The 20,230-nt window shown below is 51.5% G+C and carries 22 protein-coding genes; 11 read left to right on the forward strand and 11 right to left on the reverse strand.

Annotated features, from left to right (window positions below):
- Positions 1-2: 2 nt before the first annotated feature.
- The gene (locus tag AC07UY_RS07845; protein ID WP_203358102.1) at positions 3-182 is read right to left on the reverse strand and encodes a YoaH family protein; all 180 of its coding nucleotides are present in this window, start codon (positions 180-182) and stop codon (positions 3-5) included.
- Between the two features lie 83 nt (positions 183-265).
- Here AC07UY_RS07845 and pabB point away from each other — a divergent pair, with 83 nt between their 5' ends.
- The 4 genes from pabB (at position 266) to AC07UY_RS07865 (ending at position 5,486) form a co-directional block, all read left to right on the forward strand.
- Complete coding sequence (gene pabB / locus AC07UY_RS07850) at positions 266-1,627, forward strand: aminodeoxychorismate synthase component 1 (protein ID WP_494659914.1); 1,362 nt, start codon at positions 266-268, stop codon at positions 1,625-1,627.
- A 3-nt stretch (positions 1,628-1,630) separates the two neighbouring features.
- Complete coding sequence (locus AC07UY_RS07855) at positions 1,631-2,209, forward strand: CoA pyrophosphatase (protein WP_494700996.1); 579 nt, start codon at positions 1,631-1,633, stop codon at positions 2,207-2,209.
- A gap of 183 nt (positions 2,210-2,392) precedes the next feature.
- Positions 2,393-3,757: an L-serine ammonia-lyase gene (gene sdaA / locus AC07UY_RS07860; RefSeq protein WP_203358105.1), complete on the forward strand. Its 1,365-nt coding sequence runs from the start codon at positions 2,393-2,395 to the stop codon at positions 3,755-3,757.
- Positions 3,758-3,887: 130 nt separating this feature from the next.
- On the forward strand, positions 3,888-5,486 hold the full coding sequence (locus tag AC07UY_RS07865) for an EAL domain-containing protein (RefSeq protein ID WP_494700997.1): 1,599 nt from the start codon (positions 3,888-3,890) through the stop codon (positions 5,484-5,486).
- 6 nt (positions 5,487-5,492) lie between these two features.
- Here the strand turns inward: AC07UY_RS07865 and yoaE are convergent, their stop codons facing one another.
- The gene (yoaE, locus tag AC07UY_RS07870; protein WP_494659917.1) at positions 5,493-7,052 is read right to left on the reverse strand and encodes a CNNM family cation transport protein YoaE; all 1,560 of its coding nucleotides are present in this window, start codon (positions 7,050-7,052) and stop codon (positions 5,493-5,495) included.
- Complete coding sequence (locus tag AC07UY_RS07875) at positions 7,040-7,198, reverse strand: protein YoaL (RefSeq protein WP_494659918.1); 159 nt, start codon at positions 7,196-7,198, stop codon at positions 7,040-7,042. The genes yoaE and AC07UY_RS07875 overlap by 13 nt, the downstream gene beginning before the upstream one ends.
- A gap of 315 nt (positions 7,199-7,513) precedes the next feature.
- On the opposite strand from AC07UY_RS07875, the gene manX reads away from it, so the two are divergent.
- The 5 genes from manX to mntP all read left to right on the forward strand — a co-directional run bounded on the left by manX (position 7,514) and on the right by mntP (position 11,704).
- Positions 7,514-8,479: a PTS mannose transporter subunit IIAB gene (manX, locus tag AC07UY_RS07880; protein WP_494659919.1), complete on the forward strand. Its 966-nt coding sequence runs from the start codon at positions 7,514-7,516 to the stop codon at positions 8,477-8,479.
- Between the two features lie 57 nt (positions 8,480-8,536).
- Positions 8,537-9,337: a PTS mannose transporter subunit IIC gene (manY, locus tag AC07UY_RS07885; protein WP_162379735.1), complete on the forward strand. Its 801-nt coding sequence runs from the start codon at positions 8,537-8,539 to the stop codon at positions 9,335-9,337.
- 12 nt (positions 9,338-9,349) lie between these two features.
- Positions 9,350-10,201, forward strand: a complete 852-nt coding sequence (locus tag AC07UY_RS07890; RefSeq protein ID WP_203358109.1) for a PTS mannose transporter subunit IID — start codon at positions 9,350-9,352, stop codon at positions 10,199-10,201.
- Positions 10,202-10,252: 51 nt separating this feature from the next.
- On the forward strand, positions 10,253-10,711 hold the full coding sequence (locus AC07UY_RS07895; RefSeq protein WP_494700998.1) for a DUF986 family protein: 459 nt from the start codon (positions 10,253-10,255) through the stop codon (positions 10,709-10,711).
- Positions 10,712-11,137: 426 nt separating this feature from the next.
- Positions 11,138-11,704: a manganese efflux pump MntP gene (gene mntP, locus AC07UY_RS07900; RefSeq protein ID WP_192611932.1), complete on the forward strand. Its 567-nt coding sequence runs from the start codon at positions 11,138-11,140 to the stop codon at positions 11,702-11,704.
- Here the strand turns inward: mntP and rlmA are convergent.
- The 6 genes from rlmA to mgrB form a co-directional block, all read right to left on the reverse strand.
- Entirely contained in the window at positions 11,701-12,510 is an 810-nt protein-coding gene (rlmA, locus tag AC07UY_RS07905; RefSeq protein ID WP_494700999.1) for a 23S rRNA (guanine(745)-N(1))-methyltransferase, read from the reverse strand. The genes mntP and rlmA overlap by 4 nt on opposite strands.
- A gap of 141 nt (positions 12,511-12,651) precedes the next feature.
- Entirely contained in the window at positions 12,652-14,397 is a 1,746-nt protein-coding gene (gene ftsI, locus AC07UY_RS07910; RefSeq protein WP_494701000.1) for a peptidoglycan glycosyltransferase FtsI, read from the reverse strand.
- A gap of 219 nt (positions 14,398-14,616) precedes the next feature.
- Entirely contained in the window at positions 14,617-14,826 is a 210-nt protein-coding gene (cspE, locus tag AC07UY_RS07915) for a transcription antiterminator/RNA stability regulator CspE (protein WP_001062678.1), read from the reverse strand.
- Between the two features lie 12 nt (positions 14,827-14,838).
- Complete coding sequence (locus AC07UY_RS07920; protein ID WP_192611929.1) at positions 14,839-14,982, reverse strand: DUF2627 domain-containing protein; 144 nt, start codon at positions 14,980-14,982, stop codon at positions 14,839-14,841.
- 700 nt (positions 14,983-15,682) lie between these two features.
- The gene (locus AC07UY_RS07925) at positions 15,683-15,970 is read right to left on the reverse strand and encodes a YebO family protein (protein ID WP_494659923.1); all 288 of its coding nucleotides are present in this window, start codon (positions 15,968-15,970) and stop codon (positions 15,683-15,685) included.
- Positions 15,971-16,044: 74 nt separating this feature from the next.
- On the reverse strand, positions 16,045-16,188 hold the full coding sequence (mgrB, locus tag AC07UY_RS07930) for a PhoP/PhoQ regulatory lipoprotein MgrB (RefSeq protein ID WP_162379727.1): 144 nt from the start codon (positions 16,186-16,188) through the stop codon (positions 16,045-16,047).
- Positions 16,189-16,345: 157 nt separating this feature from the next.
- Here mgrB and AC07UY_RS07935 point away from each other — a divergent pair, with 157 nt between their 5' ends.
- Positions 16,346-16,585 carry a YobH family protein gene (locus tag AC07UY_RS07935; protein WP_203358115.1) on the forward strand — a complete coding sequence of 80 codons (240 nt, stop codon included), beginning with the start codon at positions 16,346-16,348 and terminating at the stop codon, positions 16,583-16,585.
- A 196-nt stretch (positions 16,586-16,781) separates the two neighbouring features.
- Here the strand turns inward: AC07UY_RS07935 and kdgR are convergent, their stop codons facing one another.
- Positions 16,782-17,573, reverse strand: a complete 792-nt coding sequence (gene kdgR / locus AC07UY_RS07940; RefSeq protein ID WP_192611926.1) for a DNA-binding transcriptional regulator KdgR — start codon at positions 17,571-17,573, stop codon at positions 16,782-16,784.
- 176 nt (positions 17,574-17,749) lie between these two features.
- Here kdgR and AC07UY_RS07945 point away from each other — a divergent pair, with 176 nt between their 5' ends.
- The gene (locus AC07UY_RS07945) at positions 17,750-19,123 is read left to right on the forward strand and encodes an MFS transporter (RefSeq protein WP_494701001.1); all 1,374 of its coding nucleotides are present in this window, start codon (positions 17,750-17,752) and stop codon (positions 19,121-19,123) included.
- Positions 19,124-19,204: 81 nt separating this feature from the next.
- On the opposite strand, the gene htpX is transcribed toward AC07UY_RS07945, so the two are convergent.
- Positions 19,205-20,089 (reverse strand): protease HtpX, encoded by an 885-nt coding sequence (gene htpX, locus AC07UY_RS07950; protein ID WP_192611924.1) that lies wholly within the window; start codon positions 20,087-20,089, stop codon positions 19,205-19,207.
- Positions 20,090-20,230 lie beyond the last annotated feature (141 nt).

Raw genomic sequence — 20,230 nt, forward strand, 5'->3', positions numbered from 1 at the left:
CGTTATTCGTCCTCATCCTCAAAACGCGCCACGATCCGCTCGCCGGTATGGGTGGCGCGTAACTCCGCAGCCACCAGCGCAATCGCCTCCCCGCTACTCATTCCTTGTGACATCAGTTCCTGAATGCGTTCTACCGCTTTTTGCTGCTGATCGTGCGTGAGTGAAGGTAAACCTGCAAACATGATGAACTCCTGCTAAATTGTTAACGCTAATTATTTCATGCTACCCGGCACATAGCCAGTAGAGTAGTCACGAGTCAGGACAGATGAAGACGTTATCTCCCGCTGTAATCCAGTTACCCTGGCGTCAGGACGCCGCTGAACACTATTTTACGCCGCTGAGTCATACCCCCTGGGCCATGCTTCTGCATTCTGGTCACGCGGATCACCCGCATAACCGCTTTGACATTCTGGTGGCCGATCCCATCACGACGCTGGTCACACGTGGAGAAAAAACACGGGTCTGCGATGCGCATAACTGCACCACAACGACGGATGATCCGCTGAACGTCGTGCAGACAGCGCTGGCATCGCTGGCGATGACCCCATCGCACAGCGACGATTTTCCGTTTCAGGGGGGAGCTCTGGGGCTTTTTGGCTACGATCTGGGGCGTCGTTTTGAATCGCTGCCCGATATTGCCCAACACGATATCACGTTGCCGGATATGGCGGTGGGAATTTACGACTGGGCGCTGATTGTCGATAACCAAAAGCAAACCGTGTCGCTGCTCAGCCATTCGAACGCACTCGCACGACTCGACTGGCTGGAAAGCCAACAGGCGCCAGTGCATGAGCCGTTCAGCTTAACCTCCGCCTGGCAGTCGAACATGACGCGCGAGCAGTATGGTGAAAAATTTCGCCAGGTACAGGCTTATCTGCACAGCGGCGACTGCTATCAGGTGAATCTTGCCCAGCGTTTTCAGGCTGACTATCAGGGTGACGAATGGCAAGCCTTTGTGCGTCTCAATCAGGCCAACCGCGCCCCCTTCAGCGCCTTTTTACGTCTGGAAGATGGCGCTATTTTGAGCCTTTCACCAGAACGATTTATTCAACTCGCGAACGGCCACATTCAGACCCGCCCCATCAAAGGGACACTTCCGCGTCTGGAGGATCCGCACGATGACCGTCAGCAGGCGCAAAAACTCGCCAGCTCACCGAAAGACAGGGCGGAAAACCTGATGATTGTCGATCTGATGCGCAATGATATTGGCCGCGTTGCCGTACCAGGGTCCGTCAAGGTGCCCGAACTGTTTGTCGTTGAGCCGTTTCCGGCGGTACACCATCTGGTCAGTACCATCACCGCACAATTGCCCGACCACCTGCATGCCACCGATCTGCTGCGTGCCGCCTTCCCTGGCGGTTCGATCACCGGCGCGCCGAAAGTACGCGCGATGGAAATTATTGATGAACTGGAGCCCCAGCGACGCAATGCCTGGTGCGGCAGCATCGGGTATCTCAGCGTTTGCGGCAATATGGATACCAGCATCACCATTCGCACCCTGAGCGCGACAGAGGGAAAACTTTCGTGTTCCGCAGGCGGCGGGATTGTGGCGGACAGCCAGGAAGCGGCGGAATATCAGGAAACGTTTGATAAAGTGAATCGTATTTTGCATCAACTGGAGAACTAAGACGTGGATAACAGCAGCCTGACGCTCGATGATTTTTTATCACGGTTTCAACTTTTACGCCCTGAGATGAGTCGTGAAACGCTGAACAACCGTCAGGCCGCCGTACTGATCCCCGTCGTTCGTCGCCCTCAGCCTGGACTGCTGCTCACCCAGCGTTCCGTCCATCTACGCAAACACGCCGGTCAGGTGGCCTTTCCCGGCGGCGCGGTAGACAGCAGTGATGTGTCGCTTATCGCCGCTGCGCTGCGCGAAGCCCAGGAAGAGGTCGCGATCCCGCCAGAGGCCGTCGAGGTGATTGGGGTACTCCCTCCGGTAGATAGCGTTACCGGGTTTCGGGTGACGCCCGTCGTTGGCATCATCCCACCCGATCTTCATTATCACGCCAGTGAAGATGAAGTGTCTGCCGTGTTTGAAATGCCGCTGGCGCAAGCGCTGCAACTGAGGCGATATCATCCACTGGATGTGTATCGTCGCGGGGACTCTCATCGCGTCTGGCTTTCCTGGTATGAGCATTATTTCGTCTGGGGCATGACGGCCGGAATTATTCGTGAGCTGGCGCTGCAAATTGGCATGAGACCCTGACTATACTTAACTTTACACGTACCAAACACGACTTGAAACTCCACGCCCAATATTAGTAAAAGCAAGGTTATCTATTAGTTTAATTCATGTGAATAGTTAAGCTGATAGCCCTATTCCCTCTTACACTATGCAAAGTTATTACATCGTTACTGGAACCCCAGTTACCCTGTCAGGAGTATTATCGTGATTAGTCTATTCGACATGTTTAAGGTGGGGATTGGTCCCTCATCCTCCCATACTGTAGGGCCTATGAAGGCGGGTAAACAGTTCGTCGATGACCTGGTCGAAAAAGGATTATTGGATAGCGTTACCCGTGTCGCCGTGGATGTATACGGCTCGCTGTCATTAACGGGTAAAGGTCACCACACGGATATCGCCATTATTATGGGTCTGGCGGGGAACGAACCTGCCACCGTTGATATTGATAGCATCCCGGGTTTTATCCGCGACGTTGAAACGCGCGGACGCCTGTTGCTGGCTCAGGGTCGGCATGAAGTGGATTTCCCGCACAATAACGGGATGCGTTTTCATAATGACAATCTGTCATTGCACGAGAACGGAATGCAGATCCACGCGTGGAACGGCGAAACCGTCATCTACAGCAAAACCTATTATTCCATCGGCGGCGGTTTTATCGTTGATGAAGAGCATTTTGGTCAGGACGCAACGGGTGATGTGAGCGTGCCTTATCCGTTCAAGTCAGCCACCGAGATGCTGGAATATTGCAACAGCACCGGCCTGTCGCTTTCTGGCATGGTGATGCAAAACGAACTGGCGCTGCACAGCAAGAAAGAGATTGAAGAGTATTTCGCCAATGTCTGGCAAACCATGCAAGCCTGTATCGATCGCGGCATGAACACCGAAGGCATTCTGCCCGGTCCGCTGCGCGTTCCGCGCCGTGCGTCGGCGTTACGCCGGATGCTGGTTTCCAGCGACAAACTCTCCAGCGATCCGATGAACGTTATCGACTGGGTGAACATGTTCGCCCTGGCCGTTAACGAAGAGAACGCGGCGGGAGGCCGGGTGGTGACGGCACCAACCAACGGCGCCTGCGGTATCGTCCCTGCGGTGCTGGCTTATTATGACCATTTTATTGAGTCAGTCAGCCCGGACATCTATACCCGTTACTTTATGGCCGCTGGCGCTATCGGCGCACTGTATAAAATGAACGCCTCTATTTCTGGTGCTGAAGTCGGCTGCCAGGGCGAAGTTGGCGTGGCCTGTTCAATGGCTGCTGCGGGCCTGGCGGAACTGCTGGGCGCCAGCCCGGAGCAGGTTTGTGTGGCGGCCGAAATCGGCATGGAACACAACCTGGGCTTAACCTGCGATCCGGTTGCGGGTCAGGTGCAAGTGCCGTGTATTGAACGTAACGCGATTGCCTCGGTAAAAGCGATCAACGCCGCGCGTATGGCTATGCGTCGTACCAGCGCACCGCGCGTCTCGCTGGATAAAGTCATCGAAACCATGTACGAAACGGGCAAAGACATGAACGCCAAGTACCGTGAAACGTCGCGTGGCGGACTGGCCATTAAAGTGCAGTGTGACTAATACTTGAACCTCGCCCATCTGCAACGGATGGGCGAATTTTACGCATCACCCTCGTCTACTGTAATTTTCCCCACTACACTTGCTCTGTCGCGGTTGGCTTTTGTTGCCAACGGCTTATCGGGCAGCTCGTATGCAAACAGCTCAACGGATCATCAAAACCTACCGTCGTAACCGTTTCATTGTTTGCACGATTTGTGCGCTGACCACGCTCATCCTGACGTTATGTTTCCGCTTTATGTCAGAGCGAAATTTTAATCATCATCGAACCGTGTCGTTCGCCAATCATGCCGTTAACGCACTGGATGAGGTTCTGCGTCCCCTCAACTCCAGTCGGGATGTGATGCTGCCGTTGATTGGCCTCCCCTGCTCAGTCACCCATTTAGCACTGCGTAAACAGGCCGCCAAACTGCAAACGGTCCGTTCCATTGGTCTGGTCGAAGGGGGCGTATTGTACTGCTCCAGCATCTTTGGCTATCGCAATGTGCCGGTCCACCAACTGCATGCAAATCTCCCGGCGCCAGAGCCTTTACTTCTTCTCTCCATCGATCGCTCGCTTATCAAGGGCAGCCCTATTCTTATCCAGTGGTATCCGTCATCATCCAATGGCAAAAACGGGGTGCTGGTGATCGTGAACATCGATTTGCTGGTGGATATGCTGCTTGAACCAGAACAGCCGCAAATCACCAGCGCGAGTTTGTCCGTCGGCAATCACCATCTCCTTTATGGCAGAGGGGTCGTCGACACGTTACCCCCTCTTAATGGCGAACAACGTTATCAGCTTTCCTCACAATATTTTCCGTTCACCATTAGCGCGACCGGTCCAGGGGCGGGAGAACTGGCGCTAAAGCATCTGCCTTCTCAGCTCCCGCTCGCCATGATGCTCAGTCTGTTGGTGGGGTATCTCACGTGGCTGGCGACCGCCAACAGAATGAGTTTCTCCTGGGAGATCAATCTGGCCCTTGCCGCGCGCGAGTTTGAGCTTTTTTGTCAGCCATTAGTGAACGCACGTACACAACAATGTATTGGCGTAGAAATTCTGCTGCGCTGGAATAATCCCCGCCAGGGTTGGATCTCTCCGGATGTGTTTATTCCGATCGCCGAAGAGCACCATCTCATTGCCCCACTGACCCGCTACGTGATCGAGGAAACGGTTCGCCAGCGGCATTTTTTTCCGATGAGCAGCCAGTTTCACATCGGTATCAATGTGGCGGCCAGCCACTTTCGTCATGGCGTACTGTTAAAAGATCTCAATCACTACTGGTTTAAAGCGCAACCCATTCAGAAGCTCGTTCTTGAACTCACAGAACGGGATGCGTTGCTTGATGTGGACTATCGCATGGTCCGCGAACTTCACCGTAAAGGTGTCAAACTCGCGATTGATGATTTTGGGACGGGAAACAGCTCGCTGTCGTGGCTGGAAAAACTGCGGCCAGATGTTCTGAAGATCGATAAGTCGTTTACCGGCGCCATCGGCACCGACGCGGTGAATTCGACAGTGACCGATATCATCATTGCCCTCGGACAGCGGTTGAATATCGAACTGGTGGCGGAAGGGGTGGAGACACAAGCGCAGGCGCAACATCTTCGTCAACACGGCGTACATATACTGCAAGGATTTCTGTATGCGAAACCGATGCCATTACGTGATTTTCCACAGTGGCTGGCGGGCAGCTCACCGCCGCCCGCCCAGCATAACGGGCACATGATGCCCGCCATACCGTTCCGTTAACCCCGTTTATTCATCTTCGTCATGTGCGGGTTGCTCTTTAACAATACGAACCAGATCAACCCGATAGTCATTGGCTTCGACAATCGTAATGCTCAATGGCGCGACCTCAATCACATCGCCCACGCGTGGAATATGGCCATTTACCGCGATAACCAGTCCCGCGACCGTGGCAATTTCATCGTCGTCGTCCACCAGATTATCGACCGCAAGCGCCTGTTGAAGCGCATGGAGATCGGTCCCACCTTTCACCAGCCAACCGTCAGCATCGGTGATGATTTCCGGTGTTTCATCCGCATCCGGGAATTCACCGGCAATCGCTTCCAGTACATCCAGCGGAGTGACCAGTCCCTGCACGACGCCAAATTCGTTGGTAACGATAACAAAGCTACCGCGGGCACGACGCAATACCCCTAACAGGTTGATCGGATCCAGCGTTTCCGGAACCACAATGGCCGGCGATGCGGATGCAATGGCCGCAACGTCGACACCTTCTTCCAGGGCAACCAGCAGTTCTTTCGCACGGACGATACCGATAATTTCATCAAGCTCGCCACGACACACCGGGAACAAACTGTGCGGAGAGGAGAGTAATTGCTCGCGGATTTCATCCACGCTCAGACTCGCATCAACCCAGCTAATCTCACCGCGTGGCGTCATAATGCCGCGTAACGAACGCGACGCCAGCGTCAGTACGCCGTTAATCATATAACGCTCTTCATCGGCAAAGGCGCCTTCCAGGACGGGAACCACCGCCGGAATATCCAATTCACTCTGCACATTCGCCTGCCTTTTTCCGCCCATTAAGCGCAGAATCGCGTCAGCGGTACGCGCACGCAGCGGTAACGTCGACTGATGGCGAATAAAATTACGCCGGGCAATTTGGTTAAACAGCTCGATAATAATGGAGAAGCCAATCGCCGCGTACAGATACCCTTTCGGAATGTGGAAGCCGAAACCTTCAGCCACCAGACTCAAACCAATCATCAGCAGGAAGCTCAGACAGAGCACGACCACCGTCGGATGTTGGTTCACGAAACGTGTCAGCGGTTTAGAGGCCAGCAACATCACCGCCATCGCAATGACCACTGCCGCCATCATCACTGGCAGGTGGTTAACCATACCTACAGCGGTAATGACCGCATCCAGCGAGAAGACCGCATCCAGAATCACAATTTGCGTAACCACCACCCAAAAACTCGCATAGCCTTTACCGTGCCCGGAATCATGCTCGCGATTTTCCAGCCTTTCATGGAGTTCCGTGGTGGCTTTAAACAGCAAGAATATCCCCCCGAGCAGCATGATCAGGTCACGCCCCGAAAAGGTTAAATCCCAGACGGTAAAGAGCGGTTTGGTTAAGGTCACCATCCACGAAATGATGGACAGCAACGCAAGACGCATGAACAGCGCCAGTGACAAACCGATAAGACGTGCTTTATCGCGCTGCTTTGGCGGTAGTTTGTCAGCCAGAATCGCGATAAAAACCAGGTTATCAATGCCCAGAACAATTTCGAGAACAACAAGCGTGAGCAGCCCCACCCAAATTGAGGGGTCCATTAAGAATTCCATGACAAGCTCCTGCTTAAGGAATAGCCAGACGGCGCACTGAACATCTCAGGCGATAAAGCAATGTGCAAATTCAGATTGTGGCAAACGTTGCCAGAATGGCAGGCGCAAAGCGACCTGAAGGTGAAATGACGTCGGTGACGATCCATACATCGGGCTACTGCCCTATACTCCTTAGAAATTAAAACAGATCATAAACATAACAGAGACAATATCTTTTTGGCAAAGATTTACGGTCCTTTGCAAAGAGATGTGACAGAGATATTTTACACCACGAAATTTCTCGTAACCGAAACCTAAATTACGGATCTCCATCACATAAAATATTTTTTTCGATATCTAAAATAATTCACGAAAATCATAGGTTTTCTATTGTAACCCTTATCTGAATCGATTCGATTGCGGACGGCGATTCAAACTACATTTTTGCGTCGATGTGTTAACAATAATAAAGGAGGTAGCAAGTGACCATTGCTATTGTGATAGGCACACATGGTTGGGCTGCAGAGCAGTTACTTAAAACAGCCGAAATGCTGTTAGGCGAGCAGGAAAATGTCGGCTGGATCGATTTCGTTCCAGGCGAAAATGCCGAGACGCTTATTGAAAAGTACAACGCTCAGTTGGCAAAACTCGATACCAGTAAAGGCGTGCTATTTCTCGTCGATACATGGGGAGGCAGTCCGTTTAACGCTGCCAGCCGCATTGTCGTTGATAAAGAGCATTATGAAGTTGTCGCAGGCGTTAACATTCCCATGTTGGTGGAAACGTTTATGGCCCGTGATGACAACCCGAGCTTTGACGAATTGGTTGCTCTGGCAGTTGAAACCGGACGTGAAGGTGTGAAAGCGCTGAAAGCAAAACCGGTTGAAAAAGCGGTGGTCGCACCGGTTGTAGCACCCAAAGCGGCCGCACCGGCAAAACCAATGGGTCCTGATGATTATATGACCATCGGTCTGGCCCGTATTGATGACCGTCTTATCCACGGTCAGGTGGCAACGCGCTGGACCAAAGAGACCAACGTGACCCGCATTATCGTGGTAAGCGATGAAGTGGCTGCGGATAACGTTCGTAAAACCCTATTAACACAAGTCGCACCTCCGGGCGTAACGGCGCACGTCGTAGATGTCGAGAAGATGATTCGCGTCTACAACAACCCGAAATACGCCGGCGATCGCGTCATGCTGTTGTTCACCAATCCTACTGATGTGGAGCGTATCGTCGAAGGTGGCGTGAAAATCACCTCCGTGAACATTGGCGGTATGGCCTTCCGCCAGGGCAAAACGCAGGTTAACAATGCGGTTTCTGTCGATGAGAAAGATATCGTCGCTTTCAAAAAACTCAACGAACGCGGTATCGAACTTGAAGTTCGTAAAGTTTCCACCGATCAGAAACTGAAAATGATGGACTTGATCGCCAAAGCGGCGAAGTAAGCCGTCATCATTAATTAGCTTTCACACTTAAGTCTGTATAGCAATAGGAGAAGTACAATGGAGATTACCACTCTTCAGATTGTGCTGGTGTTCATCGTCGCATGTATCGCGGGTATGGAGTCGGTACTTGATGAATTTCAGTTCCACCGTCCGCTGATAGCCTGTACGCTGATCGGCGCCGTTCTCGGGGATATGAAAACCGGTATTATCATCGGTGGTACCCTGGAAATGATCGCTCTGGGCTGGATGAACATCGGTGCCGCCGTTGCACCCGATGCCGCGCTGGCGTCCATTATCTCAACCGTTCTGGTTATCGCCGGTCACCAAAGTATTGGTGCTGGTATCGCGCTGGCTATCCCGCTGGCGGCGGCAGGCCAGGTTCTGACCATCATCGTGCGTACTATCACCGTGGCATTCCAGCACGCAGCGGATAAGGCGGCCGAAAACGGCAACCTCACGGCGCTGTCCTGGATCCATGTCTCTTCCCTGTTCCTGCAAGCAATGCGAATCGCCATTCCGGCCGTTATCGTGGCTATCTCTGTCGGTACCAGCGAAGTGCAGAGCATGCTCAACGCGATTCCGGAAGTCGTTACCGGTGGTCTGAATATTGCGGGCGGTATGATCGTCGTCGTCGGTTATGCAATGGTCATCAACATGATGCGTGCGGGCTACCTGATGCCGTTCTTCTACCTCGGCTTTGTGACCGCCGCATTTACTAACTTCAACCTGGTCGCTCTGGGTGTGATTGGCGCAGTCATGGCCATCCTCTACATTCAGTTGAGCCCGAAATATAACCGCGTAGCGGGTGCGCCAGCTCAGGCTGCTGGTGATAACTCTCTCGATAATGAACTGGACTAGCAGGTGAGCGAAATGGTTGATATGACTAAAACAACTACCGAGAAAAAACTCACTCAGAGTGACATTCGTGGCGTGTTCATTCGTTCTAACCTGTTTCAGGGTTCATGGAACTTCGAACGTATGCAGGCGCTGGGTTTCTGCTTCTCTATGATACCGGCCATCCGTCGTTTGTATCCTGAGAATAACGACGAGCGCAAACAAGCGATTAAACGTCACCTGGAGTTCTTTAACACCCATCCTTACGTGGCGGCTCCAGTACTGGGCGTTACGCTGGCGATGGAAGAACAACGTGCTAACGGCGCGGAGATCGACGATGGTGCTATCAACGGTATCAAAGTCGGTCTGATGGGTCCGCTGGCGGGCGTCGGTGACCCGATCTTCTGGGGTACTGTTCGTCCGGTGTTTGCCGCACTGGGTGCCGGTATCGCGATGAGCGGCAGTCTGCTGGGTCCACTGCTGTTCTTCATCCTGTTCAACGCCGTACGTCTGGCAACCCGTTACTACGGCGTGGCCTACGGTTATCGTAAAGGTGTCGATATCGTTTCTGATATGGGCGGCGGTTTCCTGCAGAAACTGACTGAGGGGGCGTCAATTCTCGGCCTGTTTGTCATGGGGGCACTGGTTAACAAGTGGACGCACGTCAACATCCCGCTGGTGGTATCGACCATCACCGGTCAGGATGGACAAACCCGCGTGACCACCGTGCAGACCATCCTTGACCAGCTAATGCCGGGCCTGGTGCCGCTGCTGCTGACCTTCGCCTGTATGTGGCTGCTGCGTAAGAAAGTGAACGCCCTGTGGATCATCGTTGGCTTCTTCGTCATCGGTATCGCAGGTTACTCTGTAGGTCTGTTGGGTCTGTAATAACGTTGTACTTTACCGGGGGCCTGCCCCCGGTTTTTATTTGGAGGATTCATGACAATCACGGACCTGGTGCTGGTTCTCTTTATTGCCGTGTTGCTGGCATTTGCCCTTTACGATCAGTTCATCATGCCCCGCCGTCACGGCTCCACCCTGCTTTCTGTTCCCCTGTTGCGTCGCAGTCGTGTGGACAGTGTCATCTTTGTTGGCCTGGTGCTCATTCTTATCTATAACAACGCCACCAGCCACGGACCGCAAACCACCACATGGTTATTATGTGGTCTGGTATTAATGGGGTTGTATCTGTTCTGGATCCGGGCGCCTAAAATCATCTTCAAGCCAAAAGGCTTCTTCTTCGCCAATGTGTGGATAGAATATAACCGGATTAAAGAAATGAATTTATCCGAGGATGGCGTGCTGGTGATGCAATTAGAACAACGCCGATTGCTGGTCCGCGTACGAAATATAGACGACCTGGAAGGAATATATAAACTTCTCGTTTCTTCTCAATGAGTTAATAATATAGCCTGAACTATATCCTGGTATATCAGCCAACGACAAACATAGCTCAGGCTATATTTTAATAGCTAAAATTATTATTCCTTTTAACCTTTCATTGATATTTAAATCTAAATGAAAATCGTTTTCAGTTAGAAATCAAATATTATTTCCCCATTGTTGTTTTATATTCTCAAAATATGTTAAGGTTGCGCCGTCATTTGGGGAGTAGCCGATTTCCAGACTCCGGAAATGTACGTGTCAACATACTCGTTGAAAAACGTGGCGCGTACGGACTGAAATTCTCAGTCAGGCGAGACCATATGCACATCAACTGCTATGCCAACCAGAATGCGAATACTGTCATCACAGATGCGCGTTGGGGGCATGTTTGCTGGGGGCGGTGATGTGTTTTATGGAAACCCCGGTCAGGACGCTGTCATGCATGTTACCGCTACAATTCTTCTCGCTTTTGGCATGTCGATGGACGCCTTCGCTGCGTCGATTGGTAAAGGCGCTACCCTGCATAAACCCAAATTCTCCGAAGCGCTGCGCACCGGCCTTATTTTTGGCGCTGTCGAAACGCTGACCCCGCTGATTGGTTGGGGCATGGGGATGCTGGCGAGCAAATTCGTTCTCGAATGGAACCACTGGATAGCCTTCCTGCTGCTGATTTTCCTCGGCGGGCGTATGATCATTGAAGGCTTTCGTGATAACGATGACGAAGACGCAGAGCCCCTGCGCCGTCACAGCTTTTGGCTGTTAGTGACTACAGCCATTGCCACCAGTCTGGATGCAATGGCCGTTGGGGTCGGTTTAGCCTTCCTGCAGGTAAATATCATCGCGACTGCGCTGGCCATTGGTTGCGCGACGCTTTGCATGTCGACGCTGGGAATGATGATCGGCCGATTCATTGGCCCGATGCTGGGCAAACGAGCTGAAATTTTAGGCGGGATCGTGCTGATTGGCATTGGCGCCCAGATCCTCTGGGCCCATTTTTACGGCTAACTGTCGCGCTGCCAGAGGTGAAGGCTGAAATCGGTCTGGCAGTCAAACACCTCCCTGGCTGACAACGTTTCCCACACGTCTAGTTTCGCCCGCCATGCAAAAGGCGTCATCTGTAACAACGCCACAGCCTCACTGCCGCTAAGGCTCATCGGATAGTTCAACGCCACGCTCTGCTGTAACGTAAATCCGTCGATTTGCTCCGTGTGCGGCGCATGCAGGCGGATCTCATCATAAATCAGCCCTTTGAGCTCCATTAAATGGCGTGGTCCCGGCGTGGCGGTGATCACCCACCCACCCGGTTTGACGACTCTGGCTAACTCTTCCGCTTTGCACGGCGCGTATATCCTGACAATGGCATCCATTGACGCATCAGCAAATGGCAGACGGTGACTCGAGGCAACGCAGAACGTCACCTGCGGATAACGCTTTGCCGCAGACTTAATCGCCACTTTTGCCACATCCAGACCAAACACGGTGATTTCTGGCTGCGCATCGGCAAATGCATGGGTGTAATACCCTTCGCCGCAGCCAATATCGAGAACCGAAGTCGCATGGGGAGGTAAACGTTCATTGAGGATATTGACGATAGCGTCACGTAGCGGCTGATAATGCCCGGCGTCAAGAAACGCCCGGCGCGCCTGCATCATTTCCGCACTGTCACCGGGATCACGCGAGCGTTTATGCTGCACCGGCAGTAAGTTGACATATCCTTCTTTCGCCACATCAAACTGATGTCGTTGCGGACAGATAAAACTGTTTTTTACTTGCGCAAGAGGGTGGTGGCAAAGAGGACAAGAAAACGACATGACAACTCCGGCTGATAACTTCGGGGCGCAAGTGTAACGCGAATTGCGCCCCGGGAAAATATACTCTCAATAATTCACGTTGCAGAACAACGCGCGCAAACGCCCTGAATGCGGGCCCGCAGACCAGGTAACCTGGCGCTCTTAGTGCGCAGGCGACGGAGCACGGTTGCCGTGCATGACCAGCAAATGGTCAGAATCGGCGGGCATGCCATCAGGCTTGACGTTTTCGAGGCGTAATACGTCCCCCATAATCTGACTAAAGACCGGAGCCGAAACCGCCCCGCCATAATAAGCACCGTTCTGCGGATCGTTGATAACTACCACCAGCGCAAATTTCGGGTCACTCGCCGGGGCGACGCCCGCCGTGTAGGCCACATATTTGTCGACGTACTTTCCATCATCGCCTATTTTTTTCGCCGTACCGGTTTTCACCGCGACACGATAATCTCTCACCGCCGCTTTGGTTCCGCCACCTCCGGGCAACGCGACGCTCTCCATCATATGTTCAACTTCGCGGACCAGACCTTCAGACATCACCCGGGTGCCAATCACCGGGGGATCGATACGGGTGATGGAGAGCGGTCGATAAATACCAAAGCTGCCGATCGTCGCGTAAACATGCGCCAGTTGCAGCGGCGTCACCATCAGACCATAACCGAAAGCGAATGTTGCCCGGTCGAGATCGCTCCAGTAACGTCGTTGGGGCAGCAAGCCGCGACTCTCCCCGGTTAATCCCAGTCCTGTCGGCGTACCAAATCCGAAGCGTTTATAGGTATCGAGCAATTGCTGAACCGGCATCGCCAGTGAGAGATGCGAAACTCCCGTGTCACTCGATTTTTGCAAAATGCCGGTTAACGTGAGTTCAGGGTAGAAGCCCACGTCTCGGATACGATGACCGTCAAGATTAAACGGATGCGTGTCGATCACGCTGTCTGGCTGCACAATACCCTGCTTAAGCGCCGTCATGATGACTAATGGTTTGACGGTGGAGCCCGGCTCGAAGGTGTCGCTAATGGCGCGATTTCGAAAATCGTCCAGCACGGCTCCGTCGCGATTGTTCGGGTTAAAATCCGGGAAGCTTGCCATCGCAAGAATTTCGCCGGTGGCGACACTGACCAGCACTGCTGCGCCCGACTCCGCTTTATTCCAGGTGACAGCATTGTCTAAGGCATCCTCCGTCACGGTCTGCAAACGCTCATCAATACTGAGTCGCAATTCATGTGCCGGAATAGACGTGACTTCCGTGATGTTCTCAATCACGTGTCCGAACTTGTCTTTACGCACAAGACGCGAGCCCGGTTTTCCCGTCAATTGCGAATTAAAACTTTTCTCAACCCCTTCAATCCCCTGCCCGTCTATATTGGTAAAACCAATCAGGTTAGCCGCAACATGTCCGGCAGGATAAAATCGACGTGATTCTTCGCGCAGATTGATCCCCGCAAGGTTAAGTTTGTCTATCCATTGTGCTTGTTGCGGCGATACCTGGCGCGCCAGATAGAGAAATCGCCCTGCAGGATTACTGTTAACTCGCTTTGCCAGCACACTTAACGACAGATGCAGCGTACTAGCCAATGCTTGCCAGCGTTCGTTATATCCCACACCGCCCTTGCTGATGATGGTTTGAGGATCGGCCCAGACCGCATTCACCGGCACGCTAACGGCCAGCGGACGCCCTTCCCGGTCAGTAATCATCCCGCGCACAGAAGCCGTCGTGACTTCACGTAGCGAGCGCATATCCTCTTGCCTGACCAGGTTCGTCGGCGTGACAATCTGTAACCACGCAAGGCGCCCGAGTAATAATCCCATACTTGCCACTATTGCCGCACAAAGCAGCGCAAAACGCACGGGGGTAAAATTAGCCACAGCGCTGTCGCTTTTCTTTTTCACCAGGTCTCCAGCAAACTTACTTTCCAGGTGATTGATTTAACGAAAAACAGTGGGGGAAATCGGGAAAAACAATGCTACGAACTTCGCGGTTTTGCAACAAAGCGCAAACGGGAGGGGATTCAGAAATGTTTTGACGCAAGTTGAATTAAAAAGCCCCGCATTTGCGAGGCTTTATATCTGAGGTTGATGCGCCTGAACGCTTCAAATCAGTGGTATCGATCAGATAGCTGTTACGTTAACAGCAGCCGGACCTTTCTGGCCGTCCTGAATTTCGAACTCAACGTTCTGGCCTTCAGCCAGAGTTTTGAAGCCATTACCCTGGATAGCGGAGAAGTGTACAAACACGTCTTTGCTGCCATCAGCCGGAGTAATGAAACCAAAACCTTTAGACTCGTTGAACCACTTAACTTGACCTTTAATCTTTGCCATTTGCAAAATTCCTTAGATTGTTTTCTTCGCCCGCAGGCATAACATAGATAAAACTGAGACATTACTGCTTGAGGCACTAATATAAGGTTCGGCAGAGAAGCGGTATTCAACGACAACGTTTTTACTCAGGACTTCTTTACTGAAAATGCCACACATAAACAGAACTGTACCTCGTTTAACCCAAGCCGTGTTATCACATACAACGTTAAATATGGCAAGCCATTTTTAAACGTGTCTCGATCAGTCGCACAAATCCCGAAAATCGGCAAAGCGCGACTGCACAGTTATGCGCTAAATCCGCTGAAAATATATTTTCGCCTCTCTGCGTCCGCTCTGACAAACCGCAGTCAGAACAGGCGCTTTTCTACCATAGCTCAATAAGTTCGGTTGTTCCAGGCAAGTTGCTTAACTTATCACCACTAGTGACAGATATCACTTTTTATGCTTTGTAATGCATAAATTGTCACATAACAAAAACACACTAATTGAAAAAAAACAGATACGAAAGACTGATTTTTTAATGGATTAATGTACCAAAATTCTCCAACGGCGTTGTGCACCAAAATAATGAAAATACGATGACAATGCCCAAAAAAAGTGAGAGAAACGTTTCGTTATTAATAAAAACGATCGTTATCACAAAAAAAACATAATCATATATTAGTCGTAGAGAAGAACATTAATTAATCCAGGCAAGGATAAGATATTCATTGTTCGATGAAATATCACGTTGCCGGGGTCTATAGCAGACGAGAATCAAAATGCGCACTTGCACCAGAACAGTGCATCATCGCGAAGGATGACAGGATGGCGTGTCCGCAGGTTGTGCAGGCTCACTCGCATCCTGTCACTCCGGCTACCTTTCCGCTACCAGACGGATGATGTCATCGTCCTCTTCCCGTGCATTTGCTGCGGGGGGTGCTTCAACCGCTTTTTCTGGTTCATTTGCTTCACACAGACGGCGCAACAACGCATTTTGACGTTTTTGCTGGTCTAACAAGGATTCGAGCAATTCGATCTGCTCATTGGTGCGCGAGCTTGCGCGGTTGACGAAAAACCATAAGACAAGTCCAACAACCAGAACCACCACCGATACCATTAAAGACGCGAAAGTTAGCGCGCCAGAGTTCAGAACTTCGTTCATTTTACCACCTCAATGTAGACGGAGCATTTTAGCACTGCTACACGAGAAGGTAATCACCTGTTGTAAAAATGCGGTTACCAGGGAATAAATTTATTGATGGCACAAATACCGCTGAAAAATTGTACATCCTGATCGCACATGATGTTGAACACCTGCGCCCAAAGCAACAGGCAGACCAGCACGCCAATTATCAGGAATACCCACCGAAACTTTTTCACTCCGTTCTCCGAATCCACATCTTATGACTCTAAATTACCATGCGTTACCTAAACCGGGGCTAACTGTAGCGGCACTCTGTATTTTTAGGAATGATTCACTTGTATCAGCAGATGTAGAGGCTACTCTTATTATAACGAAAGAAGAAAAGAGGTTGTAATGCGTTTGATCATTCGCGCGATTGTCTTGCTTGCTCTGGTATGGATAGGTTTACTACTCAGCGGTTATGGAATTTTGATTGGGAGTCAGGAGAATGCGGCGGGTCTGGGCTTGCAATGCCACTATCTGACCGCCCGCGGCACCAGCACGGCACAGTATATTCACACTAATAGCGGTATTATCGGTCTGACAGATTGCCCTGTATTAAGAAAAAGTACGGTTGTGGTTGATAATAACTAAATCTGTTTGTCGAGTATTTCCCCAAGGCATAACTCTGTTATGCCTTATTTATTCTTCCGTTCATCATATTGAGTCCCGCTAATATTGACTTATCCAATATTGAAACGATCCCGGCAGTAAACGGTTACGTCATATTTAAAAAGCCAGCCAGCAGTATGTGCCGTCTGGCTTTTTAAAATCAGGAAGCGAACGCCACTCAGAACGGGTAGTCGTTATAGCCCATTTGTTCGGAGATCTTGCGTGCCGCCGTGTGCAGCATGGCGACATACTCGTGCAAACGCTCTTCTGAGAAGCGCAGCGTCGGGAAGGAGATGCTCAGACCCGCAATGACAACCCCGAAGCGATCGAATACCGGTACGCCAATACAGCGTAAACCTTCTTCCTGTTCTTCGTTATCTTCGCCATAACCCTGTTCGCGGACTGTATCCAGCAATGTCAGCAATTCATCAGTAGAAGTTATAGTACGGTCGGTGCTGCGCTTATACTCAACCCCTTCCATAATCTGTTTGACTTCATCACGATCGCGCCAGGCCAGCAGCACTTTACCAATCGCGGTACTGTACAGCGGGTTACGACGTCCAACCCGCGAGTACATACGCAGATTGTACATAGAATCAATTTTGTGAATGTAAACGATACTGTCTTCATCCAGCGCACCAAGGTGTACCGTCTCTTTCGTCAGACGCGAAAGCTCACGCATTTGGATATCAGCGCTACGGATCAGATCAACATTCTGTAAAGCACGTGCGCCTAATTCAAACAGTTTCAGGGTCAGAGAATATTTTTCTGATTCGCCTTCCTGAGCCACATACCCCAGCGTTTTCATGGTCTGCAAAAAGCGATAAACGGTGCTTTTTGACATCATGACACGTTGCGACAACTCGGTAATACCAATTTCGCGCTCTTCCCCCAGCGCCTGTAAAATGCCAAACACCTTCAGCACAGAAGAAACAGAATCAGGTTGTTTATCCAGATCTGCGATAGCCATTTATCACCTCATTACGAGTGTTTTATAAAAATCAGAACAATTTTTTATTATAATTTCACGTTACATTGCCCGCAATCCATCTTTGCTTACTTAGTGACAATTCTGCGACATAAGCCCTGAATATCAATGCTAAAATAATTACTCTGATCATAATCCCCAAAAGACTCTGAATTCATATGGAAAAATGCCAGACAGATGGATTGCCCGTTCCTCAACGGTACGGTGCCATTCTCACCATCGCTATTGGTATTTCGATGGCAGTCCTCGACGGTGCAATTGCTAACGTCGCGCTCCCAACGATAGCCGCCGATCTTCAGGCTTCACCCGCCAGTTCAATCTGGGTGGTTAACGCTTACCAAATTGCCATTGTGGTGTCCCTGCTCTCTCTATCATTTTTGGGGGATATGTTTGGTTATCGACGTATATACAAATGCGGGTTAGTGATTTTCCTGCTGGCGTCCCTGTTTTGTGCCTTGTCTGACTCATTGCAAATGCTGACGATGGCGCGCGTCGTCCAGGGATTTGGCGGGGCAGCGCTGATGAGTGTCAACACCGCGCTAATTCGCCTTATATTTCCCCAGCGCCATCTTGGACGGGGAATGGGCATTAACTCATTTATTGTCGCGGTATCATCAGCGGCAGGCCCCACACTGGCTGCCGCCATCCTCTCAGTCGCATCGTGGCAGTGGTTATTTCTGATTAACGTACCGTTAGGCATTCTGGCATTGCTACTGGCCATGCGTTTTTTGCCGCCCAACAGCTCACGCAGTAAGAAACCGCGCTTTGACCTGCCGAGCGCAGTGATGAACGCTTTAACGTTTGGACTGCTGATCACGGCGCTAAGTGGATTCGCCCAGGGGCAGTCACTCCTGCTGATCGGCGCCGAGGCCGCCATCATGCTTGTTGTCGGTTTTTTCTTTATTCGCCGCCAGCTTTCGCTTCCGGTCCCTTTACTGCCGGTAGACTTGCTGCGAATCCCGCTCTTTTCCCTCTCTATTGGCACCTCGATTTGTTCTTTTTGCGCGCAAATGCTCGCCCTGGTGTCCCTGCCTTTTTACCTGCAAACCGTTTTAGGCCGAAGCGAAGTGGAAACCGGCCTGTTATTAACGCCCTGGCCGCTGGCCACCATGGTGATGGCACCGCTTGCTGGTTACTTAATAGAAAAGGTACACGCGGGTCTGCTGGGCGCATTGGGGTTGGCGGTGATGGCGGCAGGTATGTTTTCCCTGGTGTTGTTGCCAGCTTCCCCCTCAGACATCAGTATTATCTGGCCGATGATCCTGTGCGGCGCCGGTTTCGGTTTATTCCAGTCGCCAAATAACCATACGATCATCACCTCAGCCCCCCGCGAACGTAGCGGAGGTGCGAGTGGCATGCTGGGAACGGCACGTTTACTGGGGCAAAGTTCGGGGGCCGCACTGGTGGCACTCATGCTGAACCTGTTCGGCGATGGCGGAACCCACATTGCGCTGATAGTTGCGGGCATAATGGCTACGCTGGCGGCCATTGTGAGTGCTTTACGTATCACACAACCCCGGGCAGGCGCGTAAAAAAAGCGCGTCATCAGACGCGCTTTTATACAGTCAGACTTTACGGAGAACCTGTTCAGCTCACCGGCACACTGATGCCTGTTACTTCAGATATTCCCCACTGCGCAGCGCTTCAATACGCTTATCCAGCGGTGGGTGCGTCATGAACAACTCGCTCAGCGATTTCGACTTGCCGTTGATACAGAATGCCATCATGCTGCTGGCTTCCTGTGGCTCATAGCTGGTTTTCAGACGCTGCAGCGCGGCAATCATTTTTTCGCGACCGACCAGTTTCGCCGAACCGGCATCGGCATGGAATTCACGGTGACGAGAGAACCACATGGTGATAATGCTCGCCAGAATACCAAAGACCAGCTCCAGCACTGTCGCAACTGCGAAATAGATCAATGGATTGCCATTACCGCCCTCACCTTCTTCTTCACGGTTACCGCCCAGAAAGCCTGCGGCGATCTGCGCAATAATACGTGAGATAAAGATAACAAACGTGTTCACAATCCCCTGAATCAGGGTCATCGTCACCATATCGCCATTCGCAATATGGCTGATCTCATGCGCAATAACGGCTTCAGCTTCGTCCGGGCTCATGTTTTGCAGCAAGCCCGAGCTCACGGCGACCAAAGACGCATCGCGACGAGCACCGGTAGCAAACGCATTGATGTCTGGCGCATGGTAAATAGCCACCTGCGGCATAGCAATCCCCGCCTGGCGGGCCTGCGTCGCGACCGTATTCATCAGCCAGCGTTCTCTTTCATTACGTGGTTGCTCGATGACCTCTCCACCAACGGATTTCAACGCCATCCATTTGGACATCAGCAACGAAATGAAGGAACCACCAAAACCAAACAGCAGCGCCATGATCAGCAGACCTTGCACGCTGCTCGACTGTATCCCCGTCAGGCTCAGCACCAGCCCGAAAACGACCATCACGGCCAGGTTCGTCAGCAGGAAGAGCGCGATTCGCATCATAATCTTCTTTTAACCTCAACTTAACAAAACGCACTATGCGATTACCCACATCGTATGGGTCTTATTGCTATTTTCAAGCATCAATGGGCTGTAAGTCACCAGAAAGACACAACTTTACATTTGATAGCCCTGGTCTGACGG

The organism is Citrobacter sp. GW821-FHT02E08, from assembly GCF_059421685.1.

Excerpts from the sequence above, each read along its gene's own strand:
- AC07UY_RS07875 (WP_494659918.1), bottom strand. The coding sequence starts at position 7,198 with ATGGATCGTCACCGACGTCATTTCACCTTCAGGTCGCTTTGCGCCTGC.
- kdgR (WP_192611926.1), bottom strand. The coding sequence starts at position 17,573 with ATGGCTATCGCAGATCTGGATAAACAACCTGATTCTGTTTCTTCTGTG.
- AC07UY_RS07865 (WP_494700997.1), top strand. The coding sequence starts at position 3,888 with ATGCAAACAGCTCAACGGATCATCAAAACCTACCGTCGTAACCGTTTC.
- AC07UY_RS07895 (WP_494700998.1), top strand. The coding sequence starts at position 10,253 with ATGACAATCACGGACCTGGTGCTGGTTCTCTTTATTGCCGTGTTGCTG.
- cspE (WP_001062678.1), bottom strand. The coding sequence starts at position 14,826 with ATGGCAAAGATTAAAGGTCAAGTTAAGTGGTTCAACGAGTCTAAAGGT.
- rlmA (WP_494700999.1), bottom strand. The coding sequence starts at position 12,510 with ATGTCGTTTTCTTGTCCTCTTTGCCACCACCCTCTTGCGCAAGTAAAA.
- htpX (WP_192611924.1), bottom strand. The coding sequence starts at position 20,089 with ATGATGCGAATCGCGCTCTTCCTGCTGACGAACCTGGCCGTGATGGTC.
- yoaE (WP_494659917.1), bottom strand. The coding sequence starts at position 7,052 with ATGGAATTCTTAATGGACCCCTCAATTTGGGTGGGGCTGCTCACGCTT.
- manY (WP_162379735.1), top strand. The coding sequence starts at position 8,537 with ATGGAGATTACCACTCTTCAGATTGTGCTGGTGTTCATCGTCGCATGT.
- AC07UY_RS07890 (WP_203358109.1), top strand. The coding sequence starts at position 9,350 with ATGGTTGATATGACTAAAACAACTACCGAGAAAAAACTCACTCAGAGT.
- AC07UY_RS07935 (WP_203358115.1), top strand. The coding sequence starts at position 16,346 with ATGCGTTTGATCATTCGCGCGATTGTCTTGCTTGCTCTGGTATGGATA.
- AC07UY_RS07845 (WP_203358102.1), bottom strand. The coding sequence starts at position 182 with ATGTTTGCAGGTTTACCTTCACTCACGCACGATCAGCAGCAAAAAGCG.
- mntP (WP_192611932.1), top strand. The coding sequence starts at position 11,138 with ATGCATGTTACCGCTACAATTCTTCTCGCTTTTGGCATGTCGATGGAC.
- AC07UY_RS07925 (WP_494659923.1), bottom strand. The coding sequence starts at position 15,970 with ATGAACGAAGTTCTGAACTCTGGCGCGCTAACTTTCGCGTCTTTAATG.
- AC07UY_RS07945 (WP_494701001.1), top strand. The coding sequence starts at position 17,750 with ATGGAAAAATGCCAGACAGATGGATTGCCCGTTCCTCAACGGTACGGT.
- pabB (WP_494659914.1), top strand. The coding sequence starts at position 266 with ATGAAGACGTTATCTCCCGCTGTAATCCAGTTACCCTGGCGTCAGGAC.
- AC07UY_RS07920 (WP_192611929.1), bottom strand. The coding sequence starts at position 14,982 with ATGTGTGGCATTTTCAGTAAAGAAGTCCTGAGTAAAAACGTTGTCGTT.